The sequence below is a fragment of the Arcanobacterium haemolyticum DSM 20595 genome, assembly GCF_000092365.1.
Lineage (GTDB): Bacteria > Actinomycetota > Actinomycetes > Actinomycetales > Actinomycetaceae > Arcanobacterium > Arcanobacterium haemolyticum.
Genome location: NC_014218.1, coordinates 1,165,523 through 1,189,541, shown reverse-complemented (window position 1 = coordinate 1,189,541; position 24,019 = coordinate 1,165,523). Strand labels below are relative to the sequence as shown.

General features: G+C 52.2%; 21 protein-coding genes and 2 pseudogenes. 19 read left to right on the top strand and 4 right to left on the bottom strand.

Features of this window, described 5'->3' with window-relative positions; all coding sequences use genetic code 11:
- Window positions 1-3: 3 nt before the first annotated feature.
- Genes ARCH_RS05330 through ARCH_RS05320 form a run of 4 tightly spaced genes read left to right on the top strand, consistent with a single transcriptional unit; the run spans window position 4 to window position 3,561 of the window.
- Complete coding sequence (locus tag ARCH_RS05330; protein WP_013170263.1) at window positions 4-1,476, top strand: class I SAM-dependent DNA methyltransferase; 1,473 nt, start codon at window positions 4-6, stop codon at window positions 1,474-1,476.
- Window positions 1,473-2,222: a restriction endonuclease subunit S gene (locus ARCH_RS05325; RefSeq protein WP_013170262.1), complete on the top strand. Its 750-nt coding sequence runs from the start codon at window positions 1,473-1,475 to the stop codon at window positions 2,220-2,222. The genes ARCH_RS05330 and ARCH_RS05325 overlap by 4 nt, the downstream gene beginning before the upstream one ends.
- Before the next feature lie 20 nt (window positions 2,223-2,242).
- Window positions 2,243-2,971, top strand: coding sequence for a restriction endonuclease subunit S (locus ARCH_RS10120; protein WP_013170261.1), 729 nt, complete (start codon window positions 2,243-2,245; stop codon window positions 2,969-2,971).
- Window positions 2,972-3,003: 32 nt separating this feature from the next.
- Complete coding sequence (locus tag ARCH_RS05320) at window positions 3,004-3,561, top strand: hypothetical protein (protein ID WP_013170260.1); 558 nt, start codon at window positions 3,004-3,006, stop codon at window positions 3,559-3,561.
- A 442-nt stretch (window positions 3,562-4,003) separates the two neighbouring features.
- On the opposite strand, the gene ARCH_RS05315 is transcribed toward ARCH_RS05320, so the two are convergent.
- Window positions 4,004-4,462 (bottom strand): Abi family protein, encoded by a 459-nt coding sequence (locus tag ARCH_RS05315; protein WP_261974477.1) that lies wholly within the window; start codon window positions 4,460-4,462, stop codon window positions 4,004-4,006.
- 339 nt (window positions 4,463-4,801) lie between these two features.
- On the opposite strand from ARCH_RS05315, the pseudogene ARCH_RS05310 reads away from it, so the two are divergent.
- The 3 genes and pseudogenes from ARCH_RS05310 to ARCH_RS09675 form a co-directional block, all read left to right on the top strand.
- A pseudogene (locus ARCH_RS05310) lies at window positions 4,802-5,315 on the top strand (BRO family protein); the annotation flags it as partial.
- Window positions 5,316-5,630: 315 nt separating this feature from the next.
- Window positions 5,631-6,029 (top strand): hypothetical protein, encoded by a 399-nt coding sequence (locus tag ARCH_RS05305; RefSeq protein WP_223804365.1) that lies wholly within the window; start codon window positions 5,631-5,633, stop codon window positions 6,027-6,029.
- Between the two features lie 399 nt (window positions 6,030-6,428).
- A pseudogene (locus tag ARCH_RS09675) lies at window positions 6,429-6,779 on the top strand (HNH endonuclease); the annotation flags it as partial.
- 238 nt (window positions 6,780-7,017) lie between these two features.
- Here ARCH_RS09675 and ARCH_RS05295 read toward each other — a convergent pair.
- The gene (locus tag ARCH_RS05295; RefSeq protein ID WP_013170256.1) at window positions 7,018-7,926 is read right to left on the bottom strand and encodes a hypothetical protein; all 909 of its coding nucleotides are present in this window, start codon (window positions 7,924-7,926) and stop codon (window positions 7,018-7,020) included.
- Window positions 7,927-8,016: 90 nt separating this feature from the next.
- On the opposite strand from ARCH_RS05295, the gene ARCH_RS05290 reads away from it, so the two are divergent.
- Window positions 8,017-8,589 (top strand): hypothetical protein, encoded by a 573-nt coding sequence (locus ARCH_RS05290; RefSeq protein WP_013170255.1) that lies wholly within the window; start codon window positions 8,017-8,019, stop codon window positions 8,587-8,589.
- 1,026 nt (window positions 8,590-9,615) lie between these two features.
- Window positions 9,616-10,815, top strand: coding sequence for an IS110 family RNA-guided transposase (locus ARCH_RS05285; RefSeq protein WP_013169363.1), 1,200 nt, complete (start codon window positions 9,616-9,618; stop codon window positions 10,813-10,815).
- 781 nt (window positions 10,816-11,596) lie between these two features.
- Here ARCH_RS05285 and ARCH_RS05280 read toward each other — a convergent pair.
- Together ARCH_RS05280 and ARCH_RS05275 are read right to left on the bottom strand one after the other, a co-directional pair.
- Window positions 11,597-12,160: a hypothetical protein gene (locus tag ARCH_RS05280; RefSeq protein WP_013170254.1), complete on the bottom strand. Its 564-nt coding sequence runs from the start codon at window positions 12,158-12,160 to the stop codon at window positions 11,597-11,599.
- A gap of 957 nt (window positions 12,161-13,117) precedes the next feature.
- Window positions 13,118-16,270 (bottom strand): cadherin-like beta sandwich domain-containing protein, encoded by a 3,153-nt coding sequence (locus ARCH_RS05275; RefSeq protein WP_013170253.1) that lies wholly within the window; start codon window positions 16,268-16,270, stop codon window positions 13,118-13,120.
- A 586-nt stretch (window positions 16,271-16,856) separates the two neighbouring features.
- Between ARCH_RS05275 and ARCH_RS05270 the strand changes: the two genes are divergently transcribed.
- The 10 genes from ARCH_RS05270 to ARCH_RS05230 all read left to right on the top strand — a co-directional run bounded on the left by ARCH_RS05270 (window position 16,857) and on the right by ARCH_RS05230 (window position 24,019).
- Window positions 16,857-17,255 carry a hypothetical protein gene (locus ARCH_RS05270; RefSeq protein ID WP_389401088.1) on the top strand — a complete coding sequence of 133 codons (399 nt, stop codon included), beginning with the start codon at window positions 16,857-16,859 and terminating at the stop codon, window positions 17,253-17,255.
- A complete protein-coding gene (locus ARCH_RS10485) occupies window positions 17,230-17,472 on the top strand; it encodes an alpha-amylase family glycosyl hydrolase (protein WP_111724897.1) in 243 nt (80 codons plus the stop codon). The genes ARCH_RS05270 and ARCH_RS10485 overlap by 26 nt, the downstream gene beginning before the upstream one ends.
- A 115-nt stretch (window positions 17,473-17,587) precedes the next feature.
- Window positions 17,588-19,213 carry a SulP family inorganic anion transporter gene (locus ARCH_RS05260; protein ID WP_041640895.1) on the top strand — a complete coding sequence of 542 codons (1,626 nt, stop codon included), beginning with the start codon at window positions 17,588-17,590 and terminating at the stop codon, window positions 19,211-19,213.
- 170 nt (window positions 19,214-19,383) lie between these two features.
- On the top strand, window positions 19,384-20,043 hold the full coding sequence (locus tag ARCH_RS05255; protein ID WP_013170251.1) for a DedA family protein: 660 nt from the start codon (window positions 19,384-19,386) through the stop codon (window positions 20,041-20,043).
- Window positions 20,012-20,143 (top strand): hypothetical protein, encoded by a 132-nt coding sequence (locus ARCH_RS10320; RefSeq protein WP_261974463.1) that lies wholly within the window; start codon window positions 20,012-20,014, stop codon window positions 20,141-20,143. The genes ARCH_RS05255 and ARCH_RS10320 overlap by 32 nt, the downstream gene beginning before the upstream one ends.
- Window positions 20,144-20,145: 2 nt before the next feature.
- On the top strand, window positions 20,146-20,508 hold the full coding sequence (locus ARCH_RS05250) for a fluoride efflux transporter FluC (RefSeq protein ID WP_041640377.1): 363 nt from the start codon (window positions 20,146-20,148) through the stop codon (window positions 20,506-20,508).
- Window positions 20,505-20,873, top strand: a complete 369-nt coding sequence (locus ARCH_RS05245) for a fluoride efflux transporter FluC (RefSeq protein ID WP_013170249.1) — start codon at window positions 20,505-20,507, stop codon at window positions 20,871-20,873. The genes ARCH_RS05250 and ARCH_RS05245 overlap by 4 nt, the downstream gene beginning before the upstream one ends.
- A gap of 39 nt (window positions 20,874-20,912) precedes the next feature.
- Window positions 20,913-21,533, top strand: a complete 621-nt coding sequence (locus ARCH_RS09380) for a TetR/AcrR family transcriptional regulator (protein ID WP_013170248.1) — start codon at window positions 20,913-20,915, stop codon at window positions 21,531-21,533.
- A gap of 5 nt (window positions 21,534-21,538) precedes the next feature.
- Window positions 21,539-23,101, top strand: a complete 1,563-nt coding sequence (locus tag ARCH_RS05235) for an MFS transporter (RefSeq protein WP_013170247.1) — start codon at window positions 21,539-21,541, stop codon at window positions 23,099-23,101.
- Window positions 23,102-24,019, top strand: a complete 918-nt coding sequence (locus ARCH_RS05230; protein ID WP_013170246.1) for an alpha/beta hydrolase fold domain-containing protein — start codon at window positions 23,102-23,104, stop codon at window positions 24,017-24,019.

The following is a 24,019-nucleotide window of genomic DNA, read 5'->3' as shown; positions in this document are numbered from 1 at the left end:
CCAATGAGTCTGTCTACGTTCATTTCTTCCTCGCGCAACATTATGCGCGGGGATGCCGGTGTCGATGGCGACGCTCAGCGCATCGCCCAACTCACTTGGATGCTCTTCCTCAAGGTTTATGACGCGAAGGAAGCCAACTGGGAAATCATGCTCGACGACTATGAGTCGATCATCCCCGAACGGCTTCGCTGGCGCAGCTGGGCACCAGACCACAAGGACGGCCGCTCCATGACCGGCGATGAGCTGCTGATCTTCCTCAACGAAGACCTATTCCCAACACTGAAGACTTTGCCGATCACGGAGAACACCCCGTTGAGCCAGACGATCGTCAAGGGTGTATTTGAGGATTCCAACCAGTACATGAAGGACGGCATCCTCATCCGTCAGCTGGTGAACCTCATCAACGAGATCAACTTCGATGACTACGCAGACCTCCACGCCTTCGGAGAGATATACGAAACCCTCCTCAAGGAACTCCAGAGCGCTGGCAGCTCCGGTGAGTACTACACCCCGCGCGCGGTTACTGACTTCATGATCAAAATGCTGAACCCGAAACTCGGGGAGCGGGTCGCCGATTTCGCCGCCGGAACCTCGGGCTTCCTTACCTCGGCACTCAAGCATCTGGATACCCAGGTGGAGTCGGTGGAGGATCGCGAGAAATTCCAGAATGCCGTGTTCGGTATTGAGAAGAAGCCAATGCCGTACCTGCTGGGTGTCACCAACCTGCTTCTACATGACGTCGACGAGCCCGCCTTCTTTCACGGCAACTCACTCTCGCGAAACGTTCGCGAATACAAGGAGCACGAGAAGTTCGAAGTCATCGCGATGAACCCGCCCTACGGAGGAACCGAACAAGAAGCAGTGAAGGCGAATTTCCCGCAAGCCTTTCGATCCTCCGAAACTGCCGACCTTTTCGTCGCGCTCATTACCTACCGACTCAAGAAGAACGGCCGAGCAGGCGTGGTGCTGCCAGACGGATTTCTCTTTGGTAGCGACGGCGCGAAGCTGGCTCTCAAGGAGCGACTTATCAAAGAATTCAACCTGCACACGATCATCCGACTACCAGGTTCAGTGTTCTCGCCGTACACCTCCATCGCGACCAACTTGTTGTTCTTTGACAAGACTCACCCCACGAAGGACGTGTGGTTCTATCGGGTAGGCAAACCCGAAGGTTACAAGAACTTCTCCAAGACCAAGCCACTCCTGCTTGAGCACCTGCAACCTGCGATGGACTGGTGGAGCAGCCGAGAGGAGATCAGCGACGCTGACGGTAATCCGAAGGCCAAGCGCTATTCCGCCCAAGAGATCATTGACGGCGGTTATAACCTCGACCTGTGTGGCTTCCCGCAAGCATCCACCGAGGTGCTCAGCCCAGCAGAGACCATCGCAAACTATAAGACTCGACGTGCTGAGTTGGACGCCCAGATCGATGCCCAAATCGCGCTCATCGAATCACTACTGGCGGTGAAGGAATGATTGCCGACCGTCTCCGCGCCGCCATACTCCAAGCAGCCATCAGCGGCAAACTCACAGACCAACGCCCAGAAGACGGCACAGCGGCAGAGCTTCTAGAGCAGATCGCAGCAAAACGCGCGAGGCTCGTCAAAGAAGGCAAGCTCAAGAAACAAAAGTCGTTGCCCAATATTGGGGAGAACGACGATCCATTCGTGCTTCCCGATTCATGGCGATGGATTAGGTTTGGCGACCTGGTGGAGTTCCGAATGGGAAAGACGCCGAAGCGCGCGGAGCAGAAATACTGGTTAAGAGGCTCCGTGCCTTGGGTTTCGATCTCGGACATGGCGCAAGGTGAAACTATCACGTCAACGAGAGAGAGCGTCAGCGACGAGGCAATCTCTGATGCTTTCGGTGGAGTAGTGAGTCCCGCTGGAACCTTGATCATGAGTTTCAAACTGACCATCGGACGGTGCAGTTTCCTTGGCGTTGACGCAGTTCACAACGAAGCGATCATCTCTGTTTTTCCAATTGTTGATACGTGGGAAATCCTCCCAAGCTACCTTGCATACGCGTTACCAATCTTCTCGTCACATGGCGACGCAAAGGCTGCGATGAAAGGAAATACCCTCAATTCAACCTCACTGAACTTGATGATGGTCTCCTTACCTCCGCTCGCCGAGCAGGAGCGGATTGTCGCCAAGCTTGACGAGGTTCTGCCGCTCATTGACCAACTTGCTGAACTTGAGAGAGAGAGAGAGAGTATCTAGACCGCGAGTTCGCCAAAGCAATCGAATGCGCGATCCTCCAAGCCGCCATCAGCGGCAAACTCACCAAGCAGCACCCCGAAGACGGCACTGCCGCCGAACTCCTCGAACAAATCGCCGCCGAACGCGACGCCCTAGTCAAGGTAGGTAAGCTTAAGAAGCATAAGTCCCTCCCACCCGTCACCGATGACGAGGAGTATTTCGATATCCCTGACACCTGGGAGTGGACTCGGTTCTCCGAACTGGCGATCGAAGTTTGTACAGGTCCCTTTGGAAGCGCGTTACATAGGAGGGACTACGTTGACGACGGAACGCCGGTGATCAATCCATCTAACATCGTTGGAGACACCTTTGTTCCGACGGTCTTCGTCAATGAAGAGACCTCTGCAAGGCTGTCTTCATTTGCGTTAGCGCACGGCGATCTTGTAATCGGTAGACGAGGGGAAATGGGACGATCTGCAGTAGTGAGTGAGGCGGAAGCTGGATGGCTATGCGGAACGGGATGTTTCTATGCTAAAAGCGGGGAAAATCATGTATTCGATTATGTGGCATTAACCTTGAAGGCGCCATCAGTGCGTGCTCAGCTCTCGTCGTCGTCGCTCGGCACAACAATGCAGAACTTGAATCAAACCACTCTACGACGGCTCCCGTTAGCTGTCCCTTCACGGCGGGAACAACTACGGATCGATGCCAAGTTGGGGCAGCTGAAAGCGCCAATGAGGTCACTCCAACAACTGCTTCAAAATGCATAGTGTAGCCTTGGCCGAATGGAATTGGGAAATAGATGGATCTTGCTTCGTGGATTTCTGCTGGTGTGGCTGTTGTTTCGTTGTTTGGTGGAGGATTCGCATACTTTCAGGCGCACCTATCGAAGAGGGCACGTACTACTGCTATGGGCGAGCGAGAGCGTGCCGGGCGATCAGAACATCGTGCACAGGAGGCCGCTTATGTGGCCGAGCAACAGCTTCAAGCTGCGCGGGATCAAGTTGGCGTACTCGAACAGCAATTGGCTGCCATTGCCAGTGCTGTTAAGGAGACTGCGTCCCAGGCGCCGATACAAGTTGAGGCAAGCGGGTCAAAACGTGTTCGAGTGCAGTGGGTCAAGAATTCGTTATATACGATCGTTAACGATAGTCCCGTACCTGTACAAATTGAGCTCCTGCGAAACCGAGAGGACTTTGTGCGCATTGAATTGGCCGATTCCTTCACTTTGTCCCCAGGTGAGCAGAAGACGTTTCTCGCAATCGGGGCTTGGGAGCATCCGATTCCAGAGAACTTGATACTTGATGAAGTCGGAGCAGACGTGCCGTTGTACCTACCGATACCTGAAAAGCAGGCGTGAGTACCCAGCCATTCGGCTAATGAATCCTAAATCTCACGGTAAAATGCCTAGTCAAGTGCTGGGTGCATCGAAATCTCGAAAATGCACCCACCTAGACTCCCTGTAACCAAATGTGTGTGCCAGCCACCATCTGCACTCAACTTTGGATACAAAAGTGTGAGTGCGAACAGACCCCCTTAGGTTCCGAGTTTTACTAGGTAACACAAGGGATTCGAGGGGTTTGTTGTGCTTCTGTCATGGTTTAGATCGGGCGTGGAAGCGGGTGTCCGAGCAGGTTTTGGGTGCTTCGATTGGGTCGCGAATAGTGCTCTCAGGGGGGTAGTGCCAAAAAGTGTGGGTTCCGCCGAAAAGTATGAGTGCCGCCGAAAGGTATCAGATAGACAGAGAAGTGCGGGATCCATCGGCGTGCCGGTTCCCGTAGCTTTGAGACTATGGGAACCGGTCAAGGTTGAAGCCGACGTCGACGACCGTCACGTCGCCATCGTTGAAGTCCGCCCACCCCTGGGACGGGCAAGGTGCGCTCACCCTTGCCTCGCTGACTTGCGCGAGCTCCTAAACGCTGCGGATCCAAATAGATCAGCGGATCAAGGCGACCTAGTTCGTGACCAAGCCTGGTCCGAATTGCCAATTCCACACGGTCGAGCTCAATGAATACGCTGTGGCGCAATCGTTCGTCGAACTCGTACAGCGCCACCACCAAATCGAATGACGCTCCGTCAACAAATTCATCTTGGGCGATACCATTTTGCGGGGAAAACCGGCGCATCGGATACCAATATCCGGATAAACGGTAGTAATTTAGCTGCGCTAACAACTTCTCGGCGTGCTCTGAGTTATCAATTTGCATCCCACGCTGGCCAAGCAATTCGACCTGCTCCTTGTAGGTCTTGAACAGTTTCATCTGTCCCACGCGCTCACCTTTGTCTAAAGCGAAGACCGGCCCTGGACTCCCACCGAAGCGGGCAGCGGAACCGGTCATGTTGTCTATAAGGTTACCGCGTCGGCGCTGCTGAAGCAAGAGAGATTGATAGTTCTTCCACACAGAGCACTCGACAAGTTGTTCTATGACCCGTCCAGATTAGGTGGTGCTCGAGGGCGTATGTGCGAGAGCCCCAAAGCTCAGTGACCACAAACCCGCCTAGGGGGTTAACTCCTTGGATGTTTGTGGCCTACCACTGAGAGCTGCTAGCACCAACCGGTGCATATTCGTCTATTTGGCTCTCAGAACAGGAGCCTTGTTATGGGCAACACCATTCAAACCTTTACCAACGATGCCTTCGGAGCTATCCGCACCATCACGGGCGACGGGCAGACGCTGTTTTGTGGGAAGGATGTCGCCGTCGCGCTCGGGTACGTTAACGCCAGCAAGGCGCTCCAAGACCATTGCAAGGGGGTTCCATTTCATTGCTGAAGGTGACCTCTACCGCCTCATTATTTCCTCGAAGCTCCCGGCAGCGCAGAAGTTCGAAGCCTGGGTGTTCGATGAAGTGCTACCGACGATTCGTCGCCATGGCATGTATGCATACGACGAACTCCTCGCTGACGATGAGTTCCTGGAGCATGCCATCGCCACGCTGCGTGCGGAACGAGCCAAGCGCCTGGCAGCAGAGCAAGCCTTGCTGGAAACGGCACCGAAAGTCTCGTACTACGACGTCGTGTTGCAGTTCGATTCGTTGTTGACGACAACGGCGATTGTGAAGGACTACGGGCTGAGCGCGAAGAAGCTCAACCGGATCCTGCGCGAGGAGCAGGTGTAGTTCCATCAGTCTGACCGGTGGTTCCTCTACGCGATTTTGATGTTACGGTTTTTGGATATCCTAGCAATCTCAACAACGGTGAAAGGATGTGGGCGTGCTGGGGGTGTACGACGATACACTACTGGTGGCTAAGCCAATTCCCCAAGATTGCTGGATGCAATTTTGGTGGCGGCTCTTCTGGAGGTCCTTGGTTGGACGATTACAGCAATTCGACGGGGCTTGGGCACGTCCGTTCAGTTACCTCGTTTGGACCAGAAAATAACACCTACAATAGTGGTCCATATTTCGATGACGCAGTAATGAAGATGTATAATGGCACTCGAAATGATTAAATCTTCATCGTCGAGACAGCTTAAAAGACGGCTGATAGCATTACTTAGCGTTGGTGCTATGTTGTGCGGCTGTTCAAACGCTGGAGATGCTATGCGCTCCGAAAAAATAATTGACTGGATGAAATATGAAATCACGGGAATACATGAGGTGACTTTCACCGTCACCACAGGTAATCCAAAATGTTTTGGACTTCGAAGCGCAGTTAAGGAAGCTGGTGACTCTCTCGAGGTAGCAATCATTGAGGGGTATCTACCTAACTCGCCGAAGCATTGTGCAGCAATCGGGAGAATTGAGAAACTCACAGTTACGACTAAATCTCCAGCGCAAAGCTTGAATATTCGTGCTATGCTAGCGGAGGAAGTTAAGCTTATTCCGTAGCTACCTTGGGTAGTGTATCAAAAGACTATTTTTCAAAAATTCCAGTGATTAAACAGTGTAATAACAAGGTCATAGAATAAGATGCAAAGCACATAGTTTTTTGTTACAGCCCCTAAATAGTTTGAGATTCTGGAATAAATAGTGAGCGGCTTGCATTTTCCTAGCATTCGTCAGTAATCGAAGCTATATCTATTAACGCGCCGTAAATCTTCTATGAGTGAAAGTGCTCCTACTAAGGAGTCCCTCAGCATTGAGATTTCATAGTGGTTGGGGATCTCGAGAATCGTTTTTCATCTCCACGTGCTATGCGTTTGCACAAGTCGACTAACAGGAAAGGACTTGGCACCTGTTTATGGGGTTGAAAGATTTTTGCGACACTTCTGAGCCGGTGAATAGACGCCAGTCAAACCATCCTCCCCGTGCTCCTATTCCAGATGCCCTGAGCTCACCCACGAACGCTACTGCGAGACCCATGCCAAAGCTGAGGATGCACGCTACCGGCGCTACCAAAGGGATCCGAAGATCAACCGTCGCTACGGCGCGCGTTGGCGCAAGATCCGCGCCGCCTACGTCGCCGCCCATCCGCTTTGCGAAGACTGCCTTGAAGCTGGTCGCTACACACCCGTGCAGGAAGTCCACCACGTTCTCCCGCTCGAACACGGCGGAACCCACGACCCCTCGAACCCGCGCGCCCTATACAAACCCTGCCACTCGAGACAGACAGCTTTGGATGATGACCGATGGAGGTGAACACCCAGGGTCTACACCTACTGACACTGTTCGCGGATTTCGCGCTCTAATGCGCCGAAAACCTGCCGGCCTCAAAAAAATGAGGACTCTCGTCTGTTCGCATGCCACGGCGGAACGTGGCAGGTCAGGCGAGGGGGTGGGGCTCCTGATCTCTACAAGTGTTGGGAAAGTCAGCGGGCGGGGCCAACTGCGTGCAAAGTTCCTGAATCAAACAGGGTATTGACCCAAGGCTGCCGATTCAGACTTGTCGGAGCTCCACGGAGTCAAGGAGAGCGAGGATATGAGAGGGATTTTGGATGAGATCAACCAGCCCGTCGAGGAGATCTAGATTGAGGTGGTCGGTATTGCTTGCGCTCACGTCCCTGAAAGCATCTGCTAAACGGGGCCGTACCCGGTTAGGTACGCTCGCTTCCTTGACCTTCAACTGAACGTCCTGCCACGTAGCCAGGCGTTGTTTCTTCCTAGCTGGCGTTTTGGTCGCTACGGGTATCTGAATTCCAGATACCGACTCGATCGCGTCTGCGGTAAGGGCCAACGAAATGCTGCCTTCGTCCTCGTGTTCGTTGATGTAGCGGTAGACGGAGTGTCCGGGGTTCAGGAACTTCTCTGGTTGTGCATCGCCGACCCAGTTCGTTGGTTCGCGATGAACTCCCGGCTCGATGCCCACAGCGTCGTCGAGCACTACTCGGTACAGGTAGAACGGGGCATCGCCCTCGGGCTGGTCATCCATTCGCCTGAGCATGTTCTCGATTGCTGCCTCGTAGGTGCCGACGTGAAGGGCTTTGGATTTCTGTTGTTCAGCCCATCGGTCGACAGCGCCTGCACCGCACATCCTCGTCATGCGCTGAACGGTCTCTGGAGTTAGCTTCTCCCGTGGATCGAACTCCTTCTGGGGCCAGTCCGGGATCGTGCTGGTGTGGTACCAGAACATCCGAAGAACCTGATGATCGACTATTGCTGGATCATCAGGGTCGTACGTGGGGCGAGCCCGGTCTTCTTCAGTGCAGTCGATCCCGCATTCGGTGCAGAGCTCGTTGCCCTGCTCCCAGCTTTCCATCCAGTCGTGGCTGACGAGTTCTTCGTGTCCACAACGTCCGCAGCGCATCCGTCGCGGCCGCCCGAAATCGATGTCACGTTCAATACGCATATCCCCATTATAGAACAGTTACGACCGATAGCGGGGTTCCCACTCCTGGCCTCTATACCCGGGCCACTGGCTTAGAGAAGGAGGTAATACATGGCAAAAGACGGCACCAACCGTGGCGGACGCCGCGTGCGAGCAGGAGCGAAACCTGATCCGCTGAATGAGAAGCTCGTAGCAGGCCGCCCAGTTACTCGCCTTGAGGATCCTTTGAATGAGCCGTTCGACTTTGAAGGCACAGATATTGGTGATGGCGCGGTGCTTGCTGGTGAGACGATGCCCGAACCTTCCGACTACCTGCCCGAGGTTCAGCGTGATGGCAAACCCCTTGGCGCTGACCTAGTGTATTGGGAGACCTGGCAGTGGCTTGATGCTCGTGGGTGTTCCCAGTTCGTAGCCCCACGCCTGATTAAATCCTATGCGCAGGCGTTCGCGCATTATGTGCAATGCGAGCAAGCGATCTCCAAGTTCGGTTTGCTCGGCAAGCACCCGACCACGGGGACTGCTATCGCGTCCCTGTTCGTTGCCATGTCCCAGTCGTTTGGTAAGCAGGCGAATATGTATTGGTATGAGATTTACGAGATCGTGCGCGCCACTTGTACCACCGACTACTCGGGCGGTGCGCCTGGTGATGACGTGATGGAACAGCTTCTCAAAGCCCGCTCCTAACAGCCTCCCTTTCTTTCTTTGTGCGTGCCCCAGATGGGCGAGCAGTTTTCTGTGCCCTGATTCTTTGGAAAGTGAGTGTGTATGTCTACGAAGACTGTTGAGGCCGTGTGTATCGGCCATCCCGATATGAAGTGGTCTGGGTTTTCTTTCTAGGCGTTTGCTTTGTTTTCCATTATTACTGATGCCTTGTGTTGTTGCCAGTATTGGCTCTCGATGTCTTCTGGTGTTTGATAGTTGAGCTTCTCGTGGAGCCGGCGAGGTAACCCATTGACAGGTCACGATCTCGACTTCGAACACATTATTCCAACACCGATTATGTATCAGCTCGTTGTTATACGAACCGTTCGTTTCCTGCTAGCGCGTTATCGTAACAATCCCCAACACTGCCTGTAGACTCAGTAATTCGGCAGCTGCGAGCCGCTCGTGATACACCAAGGACACCTCGAACCAGCATGATGGATGAGATCAGTGGCCGAGTGAGCACTATGCATTGCCTGATTGAGCGTCTGCAGTGGTAGTGCTTTTGTTCGCATCGAATCTGATAACACCCACCCCACAATCTTCCTACTAAACACATCACTAACAAACACGGCATACACAAATCCCGTAACTGTTTACATACGTGACGCGACCCATAACCGGATCAGACCGTCAGCTGTGACATCACGTTGTACTACATCCGCACGAGTACCAGAAGTCTTTGCTTTACCAGTGTCACCGGCAATTTACCTCTACCCGTGCCACACACCAGCCACACGCATTAAACACCGAGTGTACTCACCCGTTACCTTGTTGACAGGTCCTGATTGGCGGGTGTTGATTGGGATTGTCGGCCAGCCGCCCTGGCATGGTGTCTTGCCCCTGTCTATCCAATGATCCGGGGGGTGTTGCCACCAGGGTCGGTTGCCAGCATGTGATCGCTGATTAGGGGCTCGGCACCAAGGATGGATGCCTGTCGTAACGTGGATGTGAGGCGTGCTGTCTAGGCTCGGCCGACTTATGGTGCAAACCGAGAGGACAACTGCCATGAGAACTGACCGACCAGACATTTTTCTAGGACTGGACGTCGGCAAGACCGACCACTGGGCCTGCGCACTAACCGATTCCGGGCAGGTGTTATGGAATAAGACCCTGCCCAACAACGAACAAAAACTCACTGATATCTACACGAATCTGTCAGCGAAAGGCTCTGTGCTGGTGGTCGTGGATCAGCCGGCAACAATCGGCGCTCTCGCCATCGCGGTCGCCCAACATATGGGCATCGAGGTCGCCTACCTGCCGGGGCTGACCATGCGCCGGATCGCTGACCTATACCCGGGCGAGGCGAAGACTGATGAAAAGGATGCGTTCATTATCGCTGACGCAGCCCGCAGCCTTCCCCACACCCTGCGCCAGCTCACCAAGACCGACCAGGACGAGGCAGGACTGGCGATGCTCACCGGTTTCGACCTTGACCTCTCACGGCAGGTCAATCAAGTCTCCAACCGGATCCGCGGGCTGTTCACCCAAATCCACCCTGAACTGGAAAGAGTTCTCGGACCACGCCTGGAACATGACGCGATCCTCGAAGTGCTCGCTACCTGGCCAACCCCGCAGGCTCTACGCAAAGCCGGGCGAGCCAGAATGGATGCGAAACTCAAAAAGCACGGAGCTCGCCGCCACGCTGCATGGACCGAGGATATTCTTACCGCGCTAGCGAAGCAGTCGGTGATAGTCACCGGCACCGAAGCCGCGGGCCTAGTCATCCCGCACCTGGCCCGCCAACTGGTGAGCCTGCACGCTCAACGCGCCAACGTCGCTTCAGAGGTAGAGAAGATCGTGGCCACCCACCCTCTTTACCTGGTCCTGAGATCCATGCCCGGCATCGGTCTCAGGACCGCTGCCGTGATCATCGCTGAACTTGCAGGGAAGACCTTCACCAGCTCAGCAGCCCTGGCCTCCTACGCTGGCCTGGCACCGACCACCCGTCAGTCCGGGTCATCGATCAAGTCTGAACGAGTCAGCCACTCAGGCAACAAACGCCTCAAACGCGCCCTGTTCCTGTCAGCTTTCGCCGTGATCCGCACCGACCCGGTCAGCCGCGCCTACTACGACCGCAAACGAGCCCAAGGCAAACGACACAACCAAGCCATCATCGCCCTCGCCCACCGCAGACTCACAGTCCTGTACGCCATGCTCCGAGACGGCACCCTCTACGACGTCCCCGACACCGCCCTGGCAGCTTGACACACAACATAGGGGCACCCCCCCAGAGGCATTCGCCAAATGTACAGTATGTGAGCCAAACCAAACCGAGGCGCATACACGCCAGGCGCAATTCGGCCACGAAGTAGGATACTGAAAACTATCCGTCATTTCAACCGAACGACGTACTTTATGGAAAATGAGTGTGAAGCGTTAGTGGTGCCTTACGTGTTCTGAGCGCGAAATAATTGTCGTATAAATGAGGAAGTAGCTCTGGAAATGGTGGGTGTTGACGTAGCTAAACGGTTAGGTCAGGTTTACCGTGTAGGAGCGAAGACATTCTTCATCCGGATCTGGATTGTGGAAGGTATGGCGTGCGGGACATATGTGGCTGCGGGACTGCCAGCATAGATTGACGCCCCGTGAACGCCACGGTGAACGTATCGATGGCGAGCACTACAACACAAGAACACCCGGGCTGACGTGTTATCTATGAGCACGGCAACGATCGACCGTTGACAGCCGAACGTCAAGAGCGCGTCGTGAAGGGCGACAACCACGCTGAACTCACCCAAGAAATCACCCGCCTTCAAAACCACCTCATCAGCCATCCATGAAAGAAAACCGAGACACTGACCATCGGCCCTGAAACAAAAACGCCACGAACAACGCTACGAACACGGAATCAAAACCCGGCTCGCCTAACACCCATCACACACTCAAAAAAATACGAGACATGAAAACCATTCCAGACTCAAATAGACATGAGGCATCCTGAATTTAGAAATAAAAAACCACCGAGTGGTGGCTTTTAGCTTTCAATTTAATTATCTTCTTCTACCATTTCTAAACATTCATCTAAATCAAATTCTTCTGTGAATTCTGGATCCATATGGGTTAAGAAGTGCCAATCTTCTGAATCTTTTTTTCTAAATAGGATTGCTTCTCCGTCTTCTGATCCGAAGTAGGCTCTTTCTACTTGGTAGCCTTTCTTTTCTAGATTTTTCTTTACTTCTAAATAATTATTATCTCTCGCTTCGATATATTCTCTTAAATCTGAATTCGCTACTGTGTAGGCATCCACTCTAGTTGTACCTTCTACGATTCCTTTTCCTTTTTTAGATAGGTTTGGAATTTCTTTCCAATATACTTCTACATCGCCATCTTCTGTAAACATAAACTTAGTTAGTGGTACTATGTTGCCGTTTATTTCTAGTTCCATGTAGTCTGAGATTGAATCTAGCTTTATAGTTTCGTATTCAAATCCGTCTATCTCTTCAAATTTGTATCCTTTAAGTTGAGATACAAATTTTCTTCCTTCTTCTATGGTGTCAAATAGTCCTAGCTCTGTGCTCATTCCACCTTGGTGTAATTCTAATATAAACATTTTTCTCCTTAGAATTCGGGCATGCGAGTGTTGAACGTGGCCCTTGATAGGATGGTTTGGAGTTTCTCGGCAATGATCGTGGCGGTGGGGTAGACCAGCATGGGAATGCTTTGAACCATGACACACACCCCATACTCAACTTATGTTCGCGCTCATTCTATCAGTGAACTACGCGCAAACATAAAGCCTTGATGCGATTTGATCTTCGGTAACGAAGCAGCGAAGCAACATCGGGAATAAAGAATCAGATCGAAAGGTGCGGACGTGGCGAAAGTACCCCCTGCGTGGAAAGTACACCCCCTTTCTAAAAACTACCCCCGCTACACAAAAGTATCCATAGTAGCGTAGAGGCAACCATCTGCACTCTACTTTGGATACAAAAGTGTGAGTGCGGCACGAACCCCTCGGGTTCCGAGTTTTACTTGGCAGAACGCGGAAAACGAGGGGTTCATTGTGTTTCTGGCATGGCTTAGAGCAGGCGCAGGAGAGGATGTGTGGGCGCGTTTTAGGTGCTTCGATCGGATCGCGAATGACACTCTAGGGGGGAGCGCCAAAAAGTGTAGCTTGCGCCGAAAAGTATGAGTGCTGCCGAAAGGTGTCAGGTAGACAGAGAAGTGCGTGATTCATCGATATGCTCGCAGACCGTACGAGTTGGATACAAAGCGATGCGGGACGCAGGTCACACGGATGGGGCGAAACCAGCCTGCCACTAGGAAAAACGCGCGGTAGACAATGTGAATTACACCTACCCTTGATTATCAACTGCCGCCCAAGCTGTATGCGAGATGGCTAATTTTGCGGTTGAATCTTTGTTGGCAAAAGAGCCATGCGATGATAACGATGTGTCGCTTTTCCCTGTGCAATTGATGTTAGGGCATTCATGCGGGTGTTAGTAATGTTTTACGGATGCTAAAGAAATGTGTGCGGCTGGCAACCAGCCGCACACATTTTCTATTACTAGAGGGCCCGTGTTCTGCGTTTAGCTAGGCCTAGAGCTCCTGTAGCTATGAGGCCGAGTGCGATTAGCGCAAGGGGTGCTAAGGATGTACCTGTAGCAGCCAAGTGTTTTGTGACTGGGGTAGTGGCCTTAGGGATGTTCGAGGGTATCGTGTCCATTACCAGATCCGTTTTTGGCGGAAGGGGTGTTTGTGGAGAATTAGTTTTCGGCGGATCGGCTGGGAAGGTTTCCTTCGGGCACTCAATCAGGCGAAGATCTGCCATATGAGTGTACTTTTTCCCTTCTGCGATACTGTTGAAAAGTCCTAAACCAATCGCGTCTGCTTTAACTGGTTGATCGAATTTAACGATCGTTTGGCCAGATGCATTAAGGGTTACAGTTTTCACTTCAGTAAAGTTTTCCCATTGACCATCTGGTTGAGGTTTAACGTACGTTTCGCGAGCAGGGCCGTGGTAGTAAGTTGCCTTTTGAGGCCCATCGCTAGCTCCTTCGCGAGCGGTTGTGGTTGCTCCGCATATGAGCTTTCCGTCAGTAGGAACAACAAGTGCATGTGGGAAATCTGGTTGGGGTTGTGGGTCCCATTGGGAATGCCAGAAGGTTTCTGTATTTGGATCAGTATCGGTACCATCAAGCAGAGCTTCTTTTGTTCCGTTTGGCCGAGTTTCTTTGGTAAATTGCTCAGAATCTGCCCAGATTTTGGATGGATGGAATGGTGTTCCGATCTTCGCGGCTGGATCATCAGGTGCGGGTACTTCACCATTATCGGCTTTGTTTGGGGCGGTCCAGTACAGTAGAGCGCCTTGTCCGCCACCGAGTCGTAGTGTCACGGTGGCATTATGTTCGTTTATCTTTGGGGTAACTTCTGTTTGTTGTCCGGTCTTCGAGTCTACGAGCATGAGTTTGGCTGCGTCGGTTGGTTTGGCAAGTGTGAGGGTGACGTCTTGCGCGGTTTGCCAGAAAGCGCCGTTATCGGTTCTTGGTTCCAAGAGTTGGACGAGTTTGTCTGTTTGGCCAACCAGACCGTTGACTACCATGATAGCTTTCGGGTTTGTTGCGTTGGTTCCGAAAATTTCTTTTGTTTTGGCGTCTTCGAGTCCTGGTAGTTTATCGAAATACCCGACGACGACGTCGCCTGGTTCTCCATTATTGGTTGTTCCGATGTTGGTTGCGCTTACGTTGATCACACCATATTCGGCATTGACTTTTCGCGCATCACTACTTGTAAATTTACCCATCTTCCAGCCACTTGGTGCTGAGTTTTTGGATCCGTTATATGTTCCGGGGACTGTAGCAACATATGTATTGTTGAGTGCTACGAGCTTTTTGCCCATCCCTTGTGCGTCTTTAAACCCATCCGCAAATTCGTAGAATTCATGTGTCGGAGCGCCATCGTGATCGAATAGGCCACCTTTATCGAATCCATTTTGTTCCATTCGGAATAAGCCAAGCCATTTTTGCCCGGAAGCTAAGGAGAGCATTGTGGTGATGGATTTTTGCGATTCGGATACGTTGGATTGGTGGTTGTAGTCTAAATACTGGCCGTACATGATGGGTTGAGTACCATCGCCGGTCAGGCCTTCGAGTGCCGCCTTACGATATGTTTTCCACACAGTAGTGCTCAAATGGGATTGAACCGCATTTGCAGGGTTCATATTCGGGTTATCATTCCCCATGTAGTAGTAGGTATCCCAGCTTAATAAATCTGGTTTGGCTTGACTGACGTATGTGGAAATATTATTTATCCATGTTCCGTCACCGTTTTGATTGCTGTGAGTGATTGCGCCTGGATACTGATTTTTGGACCATTCGAACCATTTTTTAAAAAGGCGTAACTGATGTTCGTCATATCCGCCTTCATCACCATACTGAATATCAACAAGTGATGATCGGTAAGCTTGCATGTTTTCCGACAAGAAGTCTTTGAGCTCAGCCTGATCAGTAAGTGAATTATTTCCACCAGGTGCTTTGGCTATAGACCATGGCGAATTTCCCAGCGCTTTCATAGCTGGAGTGTTGAACAACGGTGGATCATAGAACATGGGGATTGCCCCGCCCGAAAGATCTTGTTCATGTTTGTTCATCACAGAACGCCCATAGGATTCACTCGGAATCCACGCAGGCATAAGTATTCCGTATTGAAGTGCGAGAGCCTGTGCACGATCCACGCCCCATTTACCTGTTCCTGGGTTGAAACCTGTGCTGTTCTTTGCTGGCTCCGCTGGTAGTGCTTCGGGAGTTTTCCCTTCTGGAAGCCCCCAGATTTCAACATCGTCAAAGCGAATAGAGTCGATAGTTGCCTCTTTGGGATTTTCAACATTTGTTGTAGGGTTTAGCCAGAGCCGAATGTTCTTGGCTTTATGGTATCCGCCAAGATCCCAATACCAGATACCGCCGTCATTGCGCACATTTGCTTGAGAAACAACTTCTACCCATTCTCCGGCATCTTCAGTCTGGATGGCAATACTTACAGATGACCCTAATTGATTCCATGCTGAACCTTTGTGAGACACCGGTAGTCCCCACGCCGTTAACCGGGCAACGTATTGTGCTTTGCTTAGATGGAGTTCAATGCCTGTGGGCTGTTCATCCCAAGTCTTTTTCTGGACTGCTGTGGCTACCTGCCAATGGGTATCACGGTTATTATCTACAACAGCTTTGTTGTCCGATTCAGTACCAGAACTGGTTGTAGCAGTCGCTGAAAGCATGACGTTGCCGCGGAAATCTGTATTTACTTTATGAACGTTGATTCGATATGTTTCTGAGCCTGCCGTAATCGTTACAGTATTATCGCCGTTAGAAAGAGCAACCGTGCCTCGTCCCTGCTGATCAACTGGGGTTCCATTGATTGTTGGAGTGATGCCTTCTTTAGCGATCGTGCGGATCGTTATCGATTTCGTGTGGTAATACGCAGTTGCTTCATAATCGTGTTTTTTCGGTGAAAACCTTTCATAAACTCCTGGTTTTCCGAAAGGAAGTTGATCGATGATCACATCGTGAAGTAATGCTTCGGAACGTGAATCAACTTTGTCCAGAATTATTGGGCCGGTATCATTTTCCGTTGCGTAAGCACTCTGTGCGACGCTTGCTGCTCCAGTTCCTGCTAGAGCAAGCGCTGCTATTGAAGCGGATAATCTTCTTATTGGTGATTTCATGGAAAATCCTCGTCGTTTACATACGTCATTGTACGAAAGGGGCATATAGGTAGATATCTATATTGCTCCCGCCGACACTACATTTTTATGTAGTGCCGCCAACTTATGAAACTTATGTGCTTAAGTCAATCAGTTTTGGCCCGCATTGCTAATATGTTCAAAAAATCGAATTATTTGTGAGAAAAATTTTAGGCATGCGTGTGGCTGTGAATTCTCTGAAGGTGTGCGGGGGTTTTACCGCAATCTTCCCGTAAGTGATGGATGGCACAATTTCTAGGTTTAAACTAAAAGCACATTAACGGGACTTCCCCGAATACTCTAAGGAGTCTTACACATGCCTGCAATAACACACATTAAAGTAAATACGTCTTCTTGTCCATGGCGAAAAACATGGGCGCTTATCGCAACTTTTTCCCTCATAGCTACTGGCCTCCTGAACGGATACGGCACCCAAAAAGCCCACGCCTCAACCCAAACAGGCACAATGCAACAACATTTAGGCTGTGAAGAAAATTGGTCTGAAACATGCGATCGCACACAACTTACACGTGATGATCACGCCCGTACCTAGAGCGGAACATGGAGGATCCCCGCAGGTAGGCACGAATTTAAGTTGGTGCTCAACGAAACGTGGAACAACGCCGTCGGGAATGGTGGACACGGTAACGCAGGGAAAAATTTCCACCTCAACCTCACGCACCCAACGAAACTAACGTTTGGCTATTCGGACGCGACTGGGAAAGTATCCATAAGCTCTGAAGAACTGGCAAAAGAATATCGTTCAGAAGACGACGCGCTGGTCAAAACACCATATCGCCACCCAGGCGCTGGGCAAAACTTCTACTTTGTTATGACTGATCGCTTCGCCAACGGCAACCCTAAAAACGATCGCTGCATCGCAACTGGGTACGCAAAAGGAAACGAAAACTTCCCGTCGATTCAAAGACTCAGATCATCAGATGGATCGATCAAAGTTAGCAGATGAACTGATGTACTTGACTCGCGGTCAGCCTGTAACTTATTACGGCGACGAACAAGGTTTCGTTGGTAGCATTGCAGGTTCTAAGGACCGCTACGATCAGTCGTATCGCATTGATCGTAATGACAAGATCGAATATGTGGCCGGGAGTGCTGAACAGTCGATTGACGTCCATGTAAGTCGCATTACTATGCCGTTCAACACGAATAGGGCCTTTTCCTGACCTTAGTAACCCGGTGGTGCGTGAGCCCGGTGCTATATTGACTCCTGTTTGTATGATGAATCGATAATTATAAAGAGGACGATCTGTGAAACCGGGCTTTGGCACCCTGCCACACATGAGAAAATTACTTCCTTCGTGGCGGGATTGGCGCCACGTGCGCAAAACCTGGCGTGCAGATCTTGTTGCTGGCATCACTGTAGGAATTGTTGCCCTTCCTTTAGCTTTAGCGTTTGGCGTATCATCTGGTGTCGGAGCAGCGGCAGGCCTTATTACGGCTGTTGTTGCAGGTATTATCGCCGCAGTTTTTGGCGGTTCACACGTTCAGGTATCCGGGCCAACAGGGGCAATGGTAGTAATTCTTGCGCCGATCGTTGCCGAACATGGCGTATCGTCCATTATGCTCCTGAGTATCTTGGCAGGAATAATCCTGGTCATCTCCGGCGTACTTGGACTTGGCAAAGCGATTTCACTTATCCCTTGGTCGGTTGTGGAAGGATTTACCCTTGGCATTGCCACGATCATCGCCATGCAACAAGTTCCTTTGGCGTTAGGAGTATCCATTCCTGCAGGCCACAGCACACTTCAGTCCGTTCTGTTAGCATTCCAAGCAGCGTTGTGGCCAACGTCGATATACACGCTTGGGATCGTCGCCTCAGTCGTCGTCCTCATCCTCGCAACTGAAAAAATCGCTCCCAAACTGCCAGCGTCACTCATGGCCGTGATAGTTTCTTCGATCGCAGTGTGGCTGATCGCGCTCAATGTTCCAGTGATCGGGAAACTCCCGCACGCGCTGCCGGCGCCGTCCGCGCCAACACTATCGCTCTACACGGTAGAACAACTCATTCCTACCGCGTGTGCTGTTGCCATGCTGGCCGGAATTGAATCACTCCTTTCTGCGCGCGTTGCTGCCGGAATGCCGGGGCAAGGTTCGTATCACCCGGATCGAGAACTCGTGGGGCAAGGTCTCGCCTCAATTGGGGCTGGAGTATTCGGCGGAATGCCCGCAACTGGCGCGATCGCTCGCACAGCCGTGAATGTGAAATCAGGTGCGCGAAGCCGGCTCGCTGCGGTAACACATGCCATTGTGCTCTTGTGCGTGGTCTACTTCGTATCGCCACTCGTGTCCCAAATTCCGCTCGCTACTTTAGCCGGCGTCCTCTTTGTTACCGCAACCCGGATGGTATCGCCAGCCACCCTGCGCAAAGTCACCACCTCAACCCGATCAGACATGGTGGTGTTCTGGATGACAGCACTTGTTACCGTGACATTCGATCTGATCCAAGCCATCATCATCGGTGTGCTTCTTGCTGCCGTGTTGGCAATTCGCCATCTTTCCCGAATGTCTGGTGTTGTTCGCTTGCCACTTCCAATCCCGCCAATGCCAGGAGATGAACATATCGCACTCTTGCGGCTCGACGGATCCATGTTCTTCGGTGTGGCCGATCGCGTGGCAGAAGAAATAGGAGAGTACGGGCGCGATATTCGCGTGGTTGTTTTCTCCATGTCCCACGTGGGAATCCTGGATGCGTCCGGTGCCAATGCGCTTGCTGATGTTATTAGTCGATTCGAACGGCAAGGAATCGTTGTGTATCTGAAGGGGCTCCGTCCAGAACATCTTCGTACTGCGCGGAACATGAAACTGTTCGGATCGCTCCCCATCGAAGATCATTTGTTTGAAACAACTGAAGAAGCCGTGGCACGAGCTCGCCAGACAGTCCAAGAGCACGTAGCTAATCACTGACTGTGAGCCGAGGCGCCAGCGTAAAGGTGAGGAACGCTACTTGGTGTATGGCTCGGATCGTGTGGGTATGTGCTTACACTGAAGACTAGTTTTACGAATGTATCGCCGTTAGGTTATACAGTCTGGTATGGCCGTATGAGGCGTGTACTTTAAGAGAAGGACGCACAGTAATGGAATGGATTCATCAACTGATGGCTCAACTGGACGTAGCTGCACTTTTGCAGAGTCTTGGGCCATGGGTTTTGTTTGGCATCGGTATTATCGTGTTTATCGAATCTGGCGTTCTTTTCCCGTTCTTGCCAGGCGATTCCTTGCTTGTAACGGCAGCTGCCCTGCGCCATGAACTGAACCTGTCTGTATGGTCGCTTTTAATCGTTGCTATTCTTGCTGCGATTGCAGGTGACCAGATCGGTTTCTGGCTGGGGCATAGGTTTGGGCGCGGCCTGTTCAAGGAGGATGCGAAAGTCTTAAGCATGAAGCATCTGCACGAAACGGAAGCTTTCTTCCATAAGTGGGGGCCGCTTGCCTTAGTGCTCGGCCGTTTCGTGCCGATCGTGCGAACCTTTGTACCAGTTTCGGCAGGAACTGCCAACATGCACTATAAGAAGTTTGTAGGGTGGAACATTTCTGGCGCAATTATTTGGGTGTTTTTGATGACTGCCGTGGGTGTTGTGCTCGGTAATATTCCTGGGGTTACTAAATCGATCGAAGGCATCATGCTGTTGATCGTTTTTATTTCCGTTTTGCCGATTATTTTTGCCGCGTGGCGTAAGCGAGTGGAAAATAAGCGGATCGAGCGTGAATCTGATCATCCATGTGAGGCGCGGTGATATCCCCACGCGCGTGACGATTGTTGCGGCGGTTGCACGTACGAGTATGCAGAAGAAGACTGTTCCGTTGGTTATTCAGGCACGCTTGACTGTGGGGTAGTGATGCTTCGCCAGTGTGTGTTGGTTGTGTGCGGTGGCGTGGCGGGAACGTTTGTTCGTGCTTTGCTGGGGATGCTCTGGAGTGCTGATTATGGTGCTGGGGTTACGTTGGGTATTAATCTTGTGGGGAGTTTTCTGCTTGCGGTGGTGTATGGGGTGACGACGACCCCGTGGTTGCGTCTCTTTTTCGGTACCGGCTTTATGGGTGGATTTACGACGTATTCGGCTTTCGCGGTTGATTCTCTTGGATTGCTTGAAGCGAATCTGGTGATGGCGTTGGGCTATATTCTGGCAAGCGTCATTGGGGGAGTTGTGCTGGCGTTAGCAGGATCCGCGTTGGGGCGTCGATTGCGGGGTAAGTCATGATGATCGTGGCGCTCGCGGGTGGCGTGGGTGCAGGCTTGAGGTTTCTGACAGATCGGATGTTGGCGCCTGTGTTGGCTCGGTTTGTGCGCGTGGTATCGGCAACTGTGGTGATCAATGTTGTGGGATCGTTTGTGTTGGGGCTGGTTGTGGGATTAGCGCCTGTGCTTGGTTCTGCCTCTGTGATTGTGGGAACGGGGTTGTGTGGCGGGTTTACAACGTTTAGTACGGCAAGTGTTGAGGCTGCTTCGTTGGTTGAGCGGGGCTATTATCGGGTGGCGTTATCGCGGGTTACGGTGATGTGCGTTGCGAGTGTTGCGGCAGCCTGGTGTGGATGGTTGTTCGCCGTCAGCGTCGTCACATCCTAATAATTGCACTTGAGTGCATAGTTGCACTAGAGTGCAACTATGACTGAATGTCCGTGGCGTGAAACAAAACGCCGAGAAACTCGTGACGCCATCGTTCGATCCGCGATCGAACTGACCGATAACGCCCAATCCATTGATGCGATTTCGGTTGACGATATTGCTCGTCACGCCGGAATCTCACGCCGCACATTTTTCAATCACTTCCCATCAAAAATGAGTGCGCTCCTTGAACCGTTGTTTGAACTTCGCTCGTTCTACACTAGGGAAGTCCTGCACGCGCCAGAAAACACTGACGTGTGGCAGGTGCTTGATAACGCGATTATGGCCACGCTGGAAACATGTGACGATCTAGAACTGGCTGCACGCTCAGAATTTATCCTCACCCATCTGGTGCACCAATCGAGTGCACCAGCAGAAATACCTAACCAGGAAGCCGAAATAGCGCACGCCCAGGCTCTCCACGAAAATCTCCGCAAGCGCCTAGGGAACGACGATCCAGTAGCGCTCTCTTTGCTGAGCGTGATCGGCGAACACATTTTACGGTTGGCGTTACGCCAAGCCCGTTCGTCGTCGTCACCCCTCACTACCGCGCGTGATACAACGCGCCATGCCTTCGGACTTCTCCGAAACACTCACACAAACTTCTTGCCTGAAAGCTGACTGCTATGGAACGACGCTACTGGAACATACTCTTTGTTCTGATCTTCGGTGTCTCTCTGATTGTTCTAGACGGAACAATCGTGGCAGTATCTCTGCCAGTTATTATCAATGACCTGGGCCTTACCCTCACTCAAGCCCAATGGGTATCTTCCCTTTACACTGTTGTGTTCGCGGCGCTACTGCTGCCAATGGGCGTATTGGGGGATAAGTGGGGCCGGAAAAAGATCTTCCTAACGGGATTGATCGTCTTTGCCGGAGCATCGTTGCTCGCTGCGCTCGCCCGCGGCGCCTCACTCATGCTCCTTGCCCGTGCCCTCCAAGGAATCGGTGGGGCAATGGTACTTCCCGCAACCCTTTCAACAATCAACGCAACCTTCCGCGATCGAAGCCGGGCAACCGCGTTCGGAATATGGGGCGCAGCGATGGCTACAATGGCAGCACTGGGTCCGCTCCTAGGCGGGTGGATCACCACCACATTCACCTGGCCGTGGATCTTCTTCGTCAACGTGCCACTAATCGTTGCTGTACTGCCGCTCGCATGGAAAGTTTTGCCAGACAACGCGAAAGACGATACTCAGCCGTTGCCGCTGGGATCCGCGCTCACATCCGCGCTGGCATTCGCTTTCATCGTATTCGGCTTGAACGAAGCCACCACATACGGATGGTGGAGCCCACGTCAACCATTCATCATCGGATCATGGGAATGGAACCCGCCCATTTCCGCCTCGCTTATATCGCTTGCGATCGGTGTTGTGCTCCTTATTCTCTTTATGGTGAACCAGACGCGGATCCAGCGCCACAAAGGAAACGTGCTGATTGATGTGGCGCTCTTTAAGATCACCTCCTTCCGCCATGGAAACCTGACTGCATTGACCGTTGCTGCCGGTGAATTCGGCGTGCTATTTGGATTGCCACTCTATTTGCTGAACGTACGCGGACTTTCCCCCATGAATACCGCATGGATCCTGGCATCGCTTGCGGCCGGCGCCATCGTGTCTGGCGGTTTGGCGCGGCATATTTCTGCGGCGATTGGGCCCGCGCTCACTGTAGTTGTTGGCCTGGGGCTGGAAGTCGTTGGAATAGGGTTTGCCGCCACGCTGGTAGGACCACACACCAGCATCCTCTGGCTGGCCGTTGTGTTGGCCGTGTATGGGTGCGGGATGGGCCTGGCATCGGCACAGCTGGCCTCCGTTGTTTTGGCGGATGTGCCGGTTGAACGATCCGGCATGGGATCTGCGATTCAATCTACTTTCCGTCAGATCGGTTCGGCACTAGGTGTGGCATTAGCTGGCACAACCTTGGCCGCGGCTATCCGTGCTGATCTACCAGATCGCCTCACAAGGTTGCATATTCCCGAAGCTCAAGCAAATAAACTTGCCACAATCACCATCGATTCCGCCGGCGGGCCAATGGAAGGGCTAAGCCAAGGGAAGGCTGCAGTGCTAGATGCACTTCATAGCGGGTTCTCCTACGGCCAGCATGCGGTGCTGATAGCCTGCGGAATCTTGCTCTTCCTTGGCTTTATCTCTTCGTTACTGCTGTGGCGAGATGCGGCAAAAGGCATCTAGATGGCTGATAACCTCAGCGCGCAGATGCGGGCGGTCGCGGAACGCGCCGCCCGCATCCGGCGTGAACTCAATCTTTCCAAAGACACGATGGAACAGGTGAGAGCCGGTTACGTGGCCAAACGTGAGTGGTGGAATACGGGTGGTCCCAGTGTTGAACACAAACGCTTTGCTGTACCGTTCGGAGAAGAGATGATCCCAGGTGTTCGATACTCGCCTGACAACGCGTCTGATACGACTGTGATATATGCACATGGTGGTGGCTGGATCGTGGGTGAGACGCGAAGCCATGATCGGTTACTGCGGAGTCTGAGCGTGGAGTTGAACGCAACCGTTTTGTCAGTGGAGTATTCATTGGCGCCGGAAGCGACGTATCCACGGCAAATCAATGACGTCGTACGTGTGCTCGAAAGCCTTGATGGGGCAGGCCCTATTCTTCTCATGGGGGATAGTTGCGGTGCCACGCTGATGGTACAAGTGTGGCTTGCGCTGGCAAACAAGGAAGAATCAGGATGCGTGCGTGAACGAATCGCCGGGTTGGCACTCTTTTATGGGGCCTATACGCGCGGCGAAACTCAATCGCGCATTGAATATAGTGCCGATGAACGCGGGATGTCACGCGAAGATCTAGAAATGTACGAACGTGCTGTATTGCCGCCAGGCGTGCCTGCTGACGTGTTTGAACTATGCGGACGTGACTACCACGGGATGCCCGCAATCTACCTGCTGAGTGCGCATTGCGATCCGCTACGTGACGATTCGGTGTTGTTGAGTGAATGCCTGAAAGAAGCGGGTGTTCCAGTGACGTATGTGGATGTTCCGGGTGTTGCTCACGAGTTTATGCAATACGGAAAGATGCTGGACGTGGTGGATGAGGTAATAAAAAATGTGGCGCACTGGAACCCAGCGCGCCACACCTGA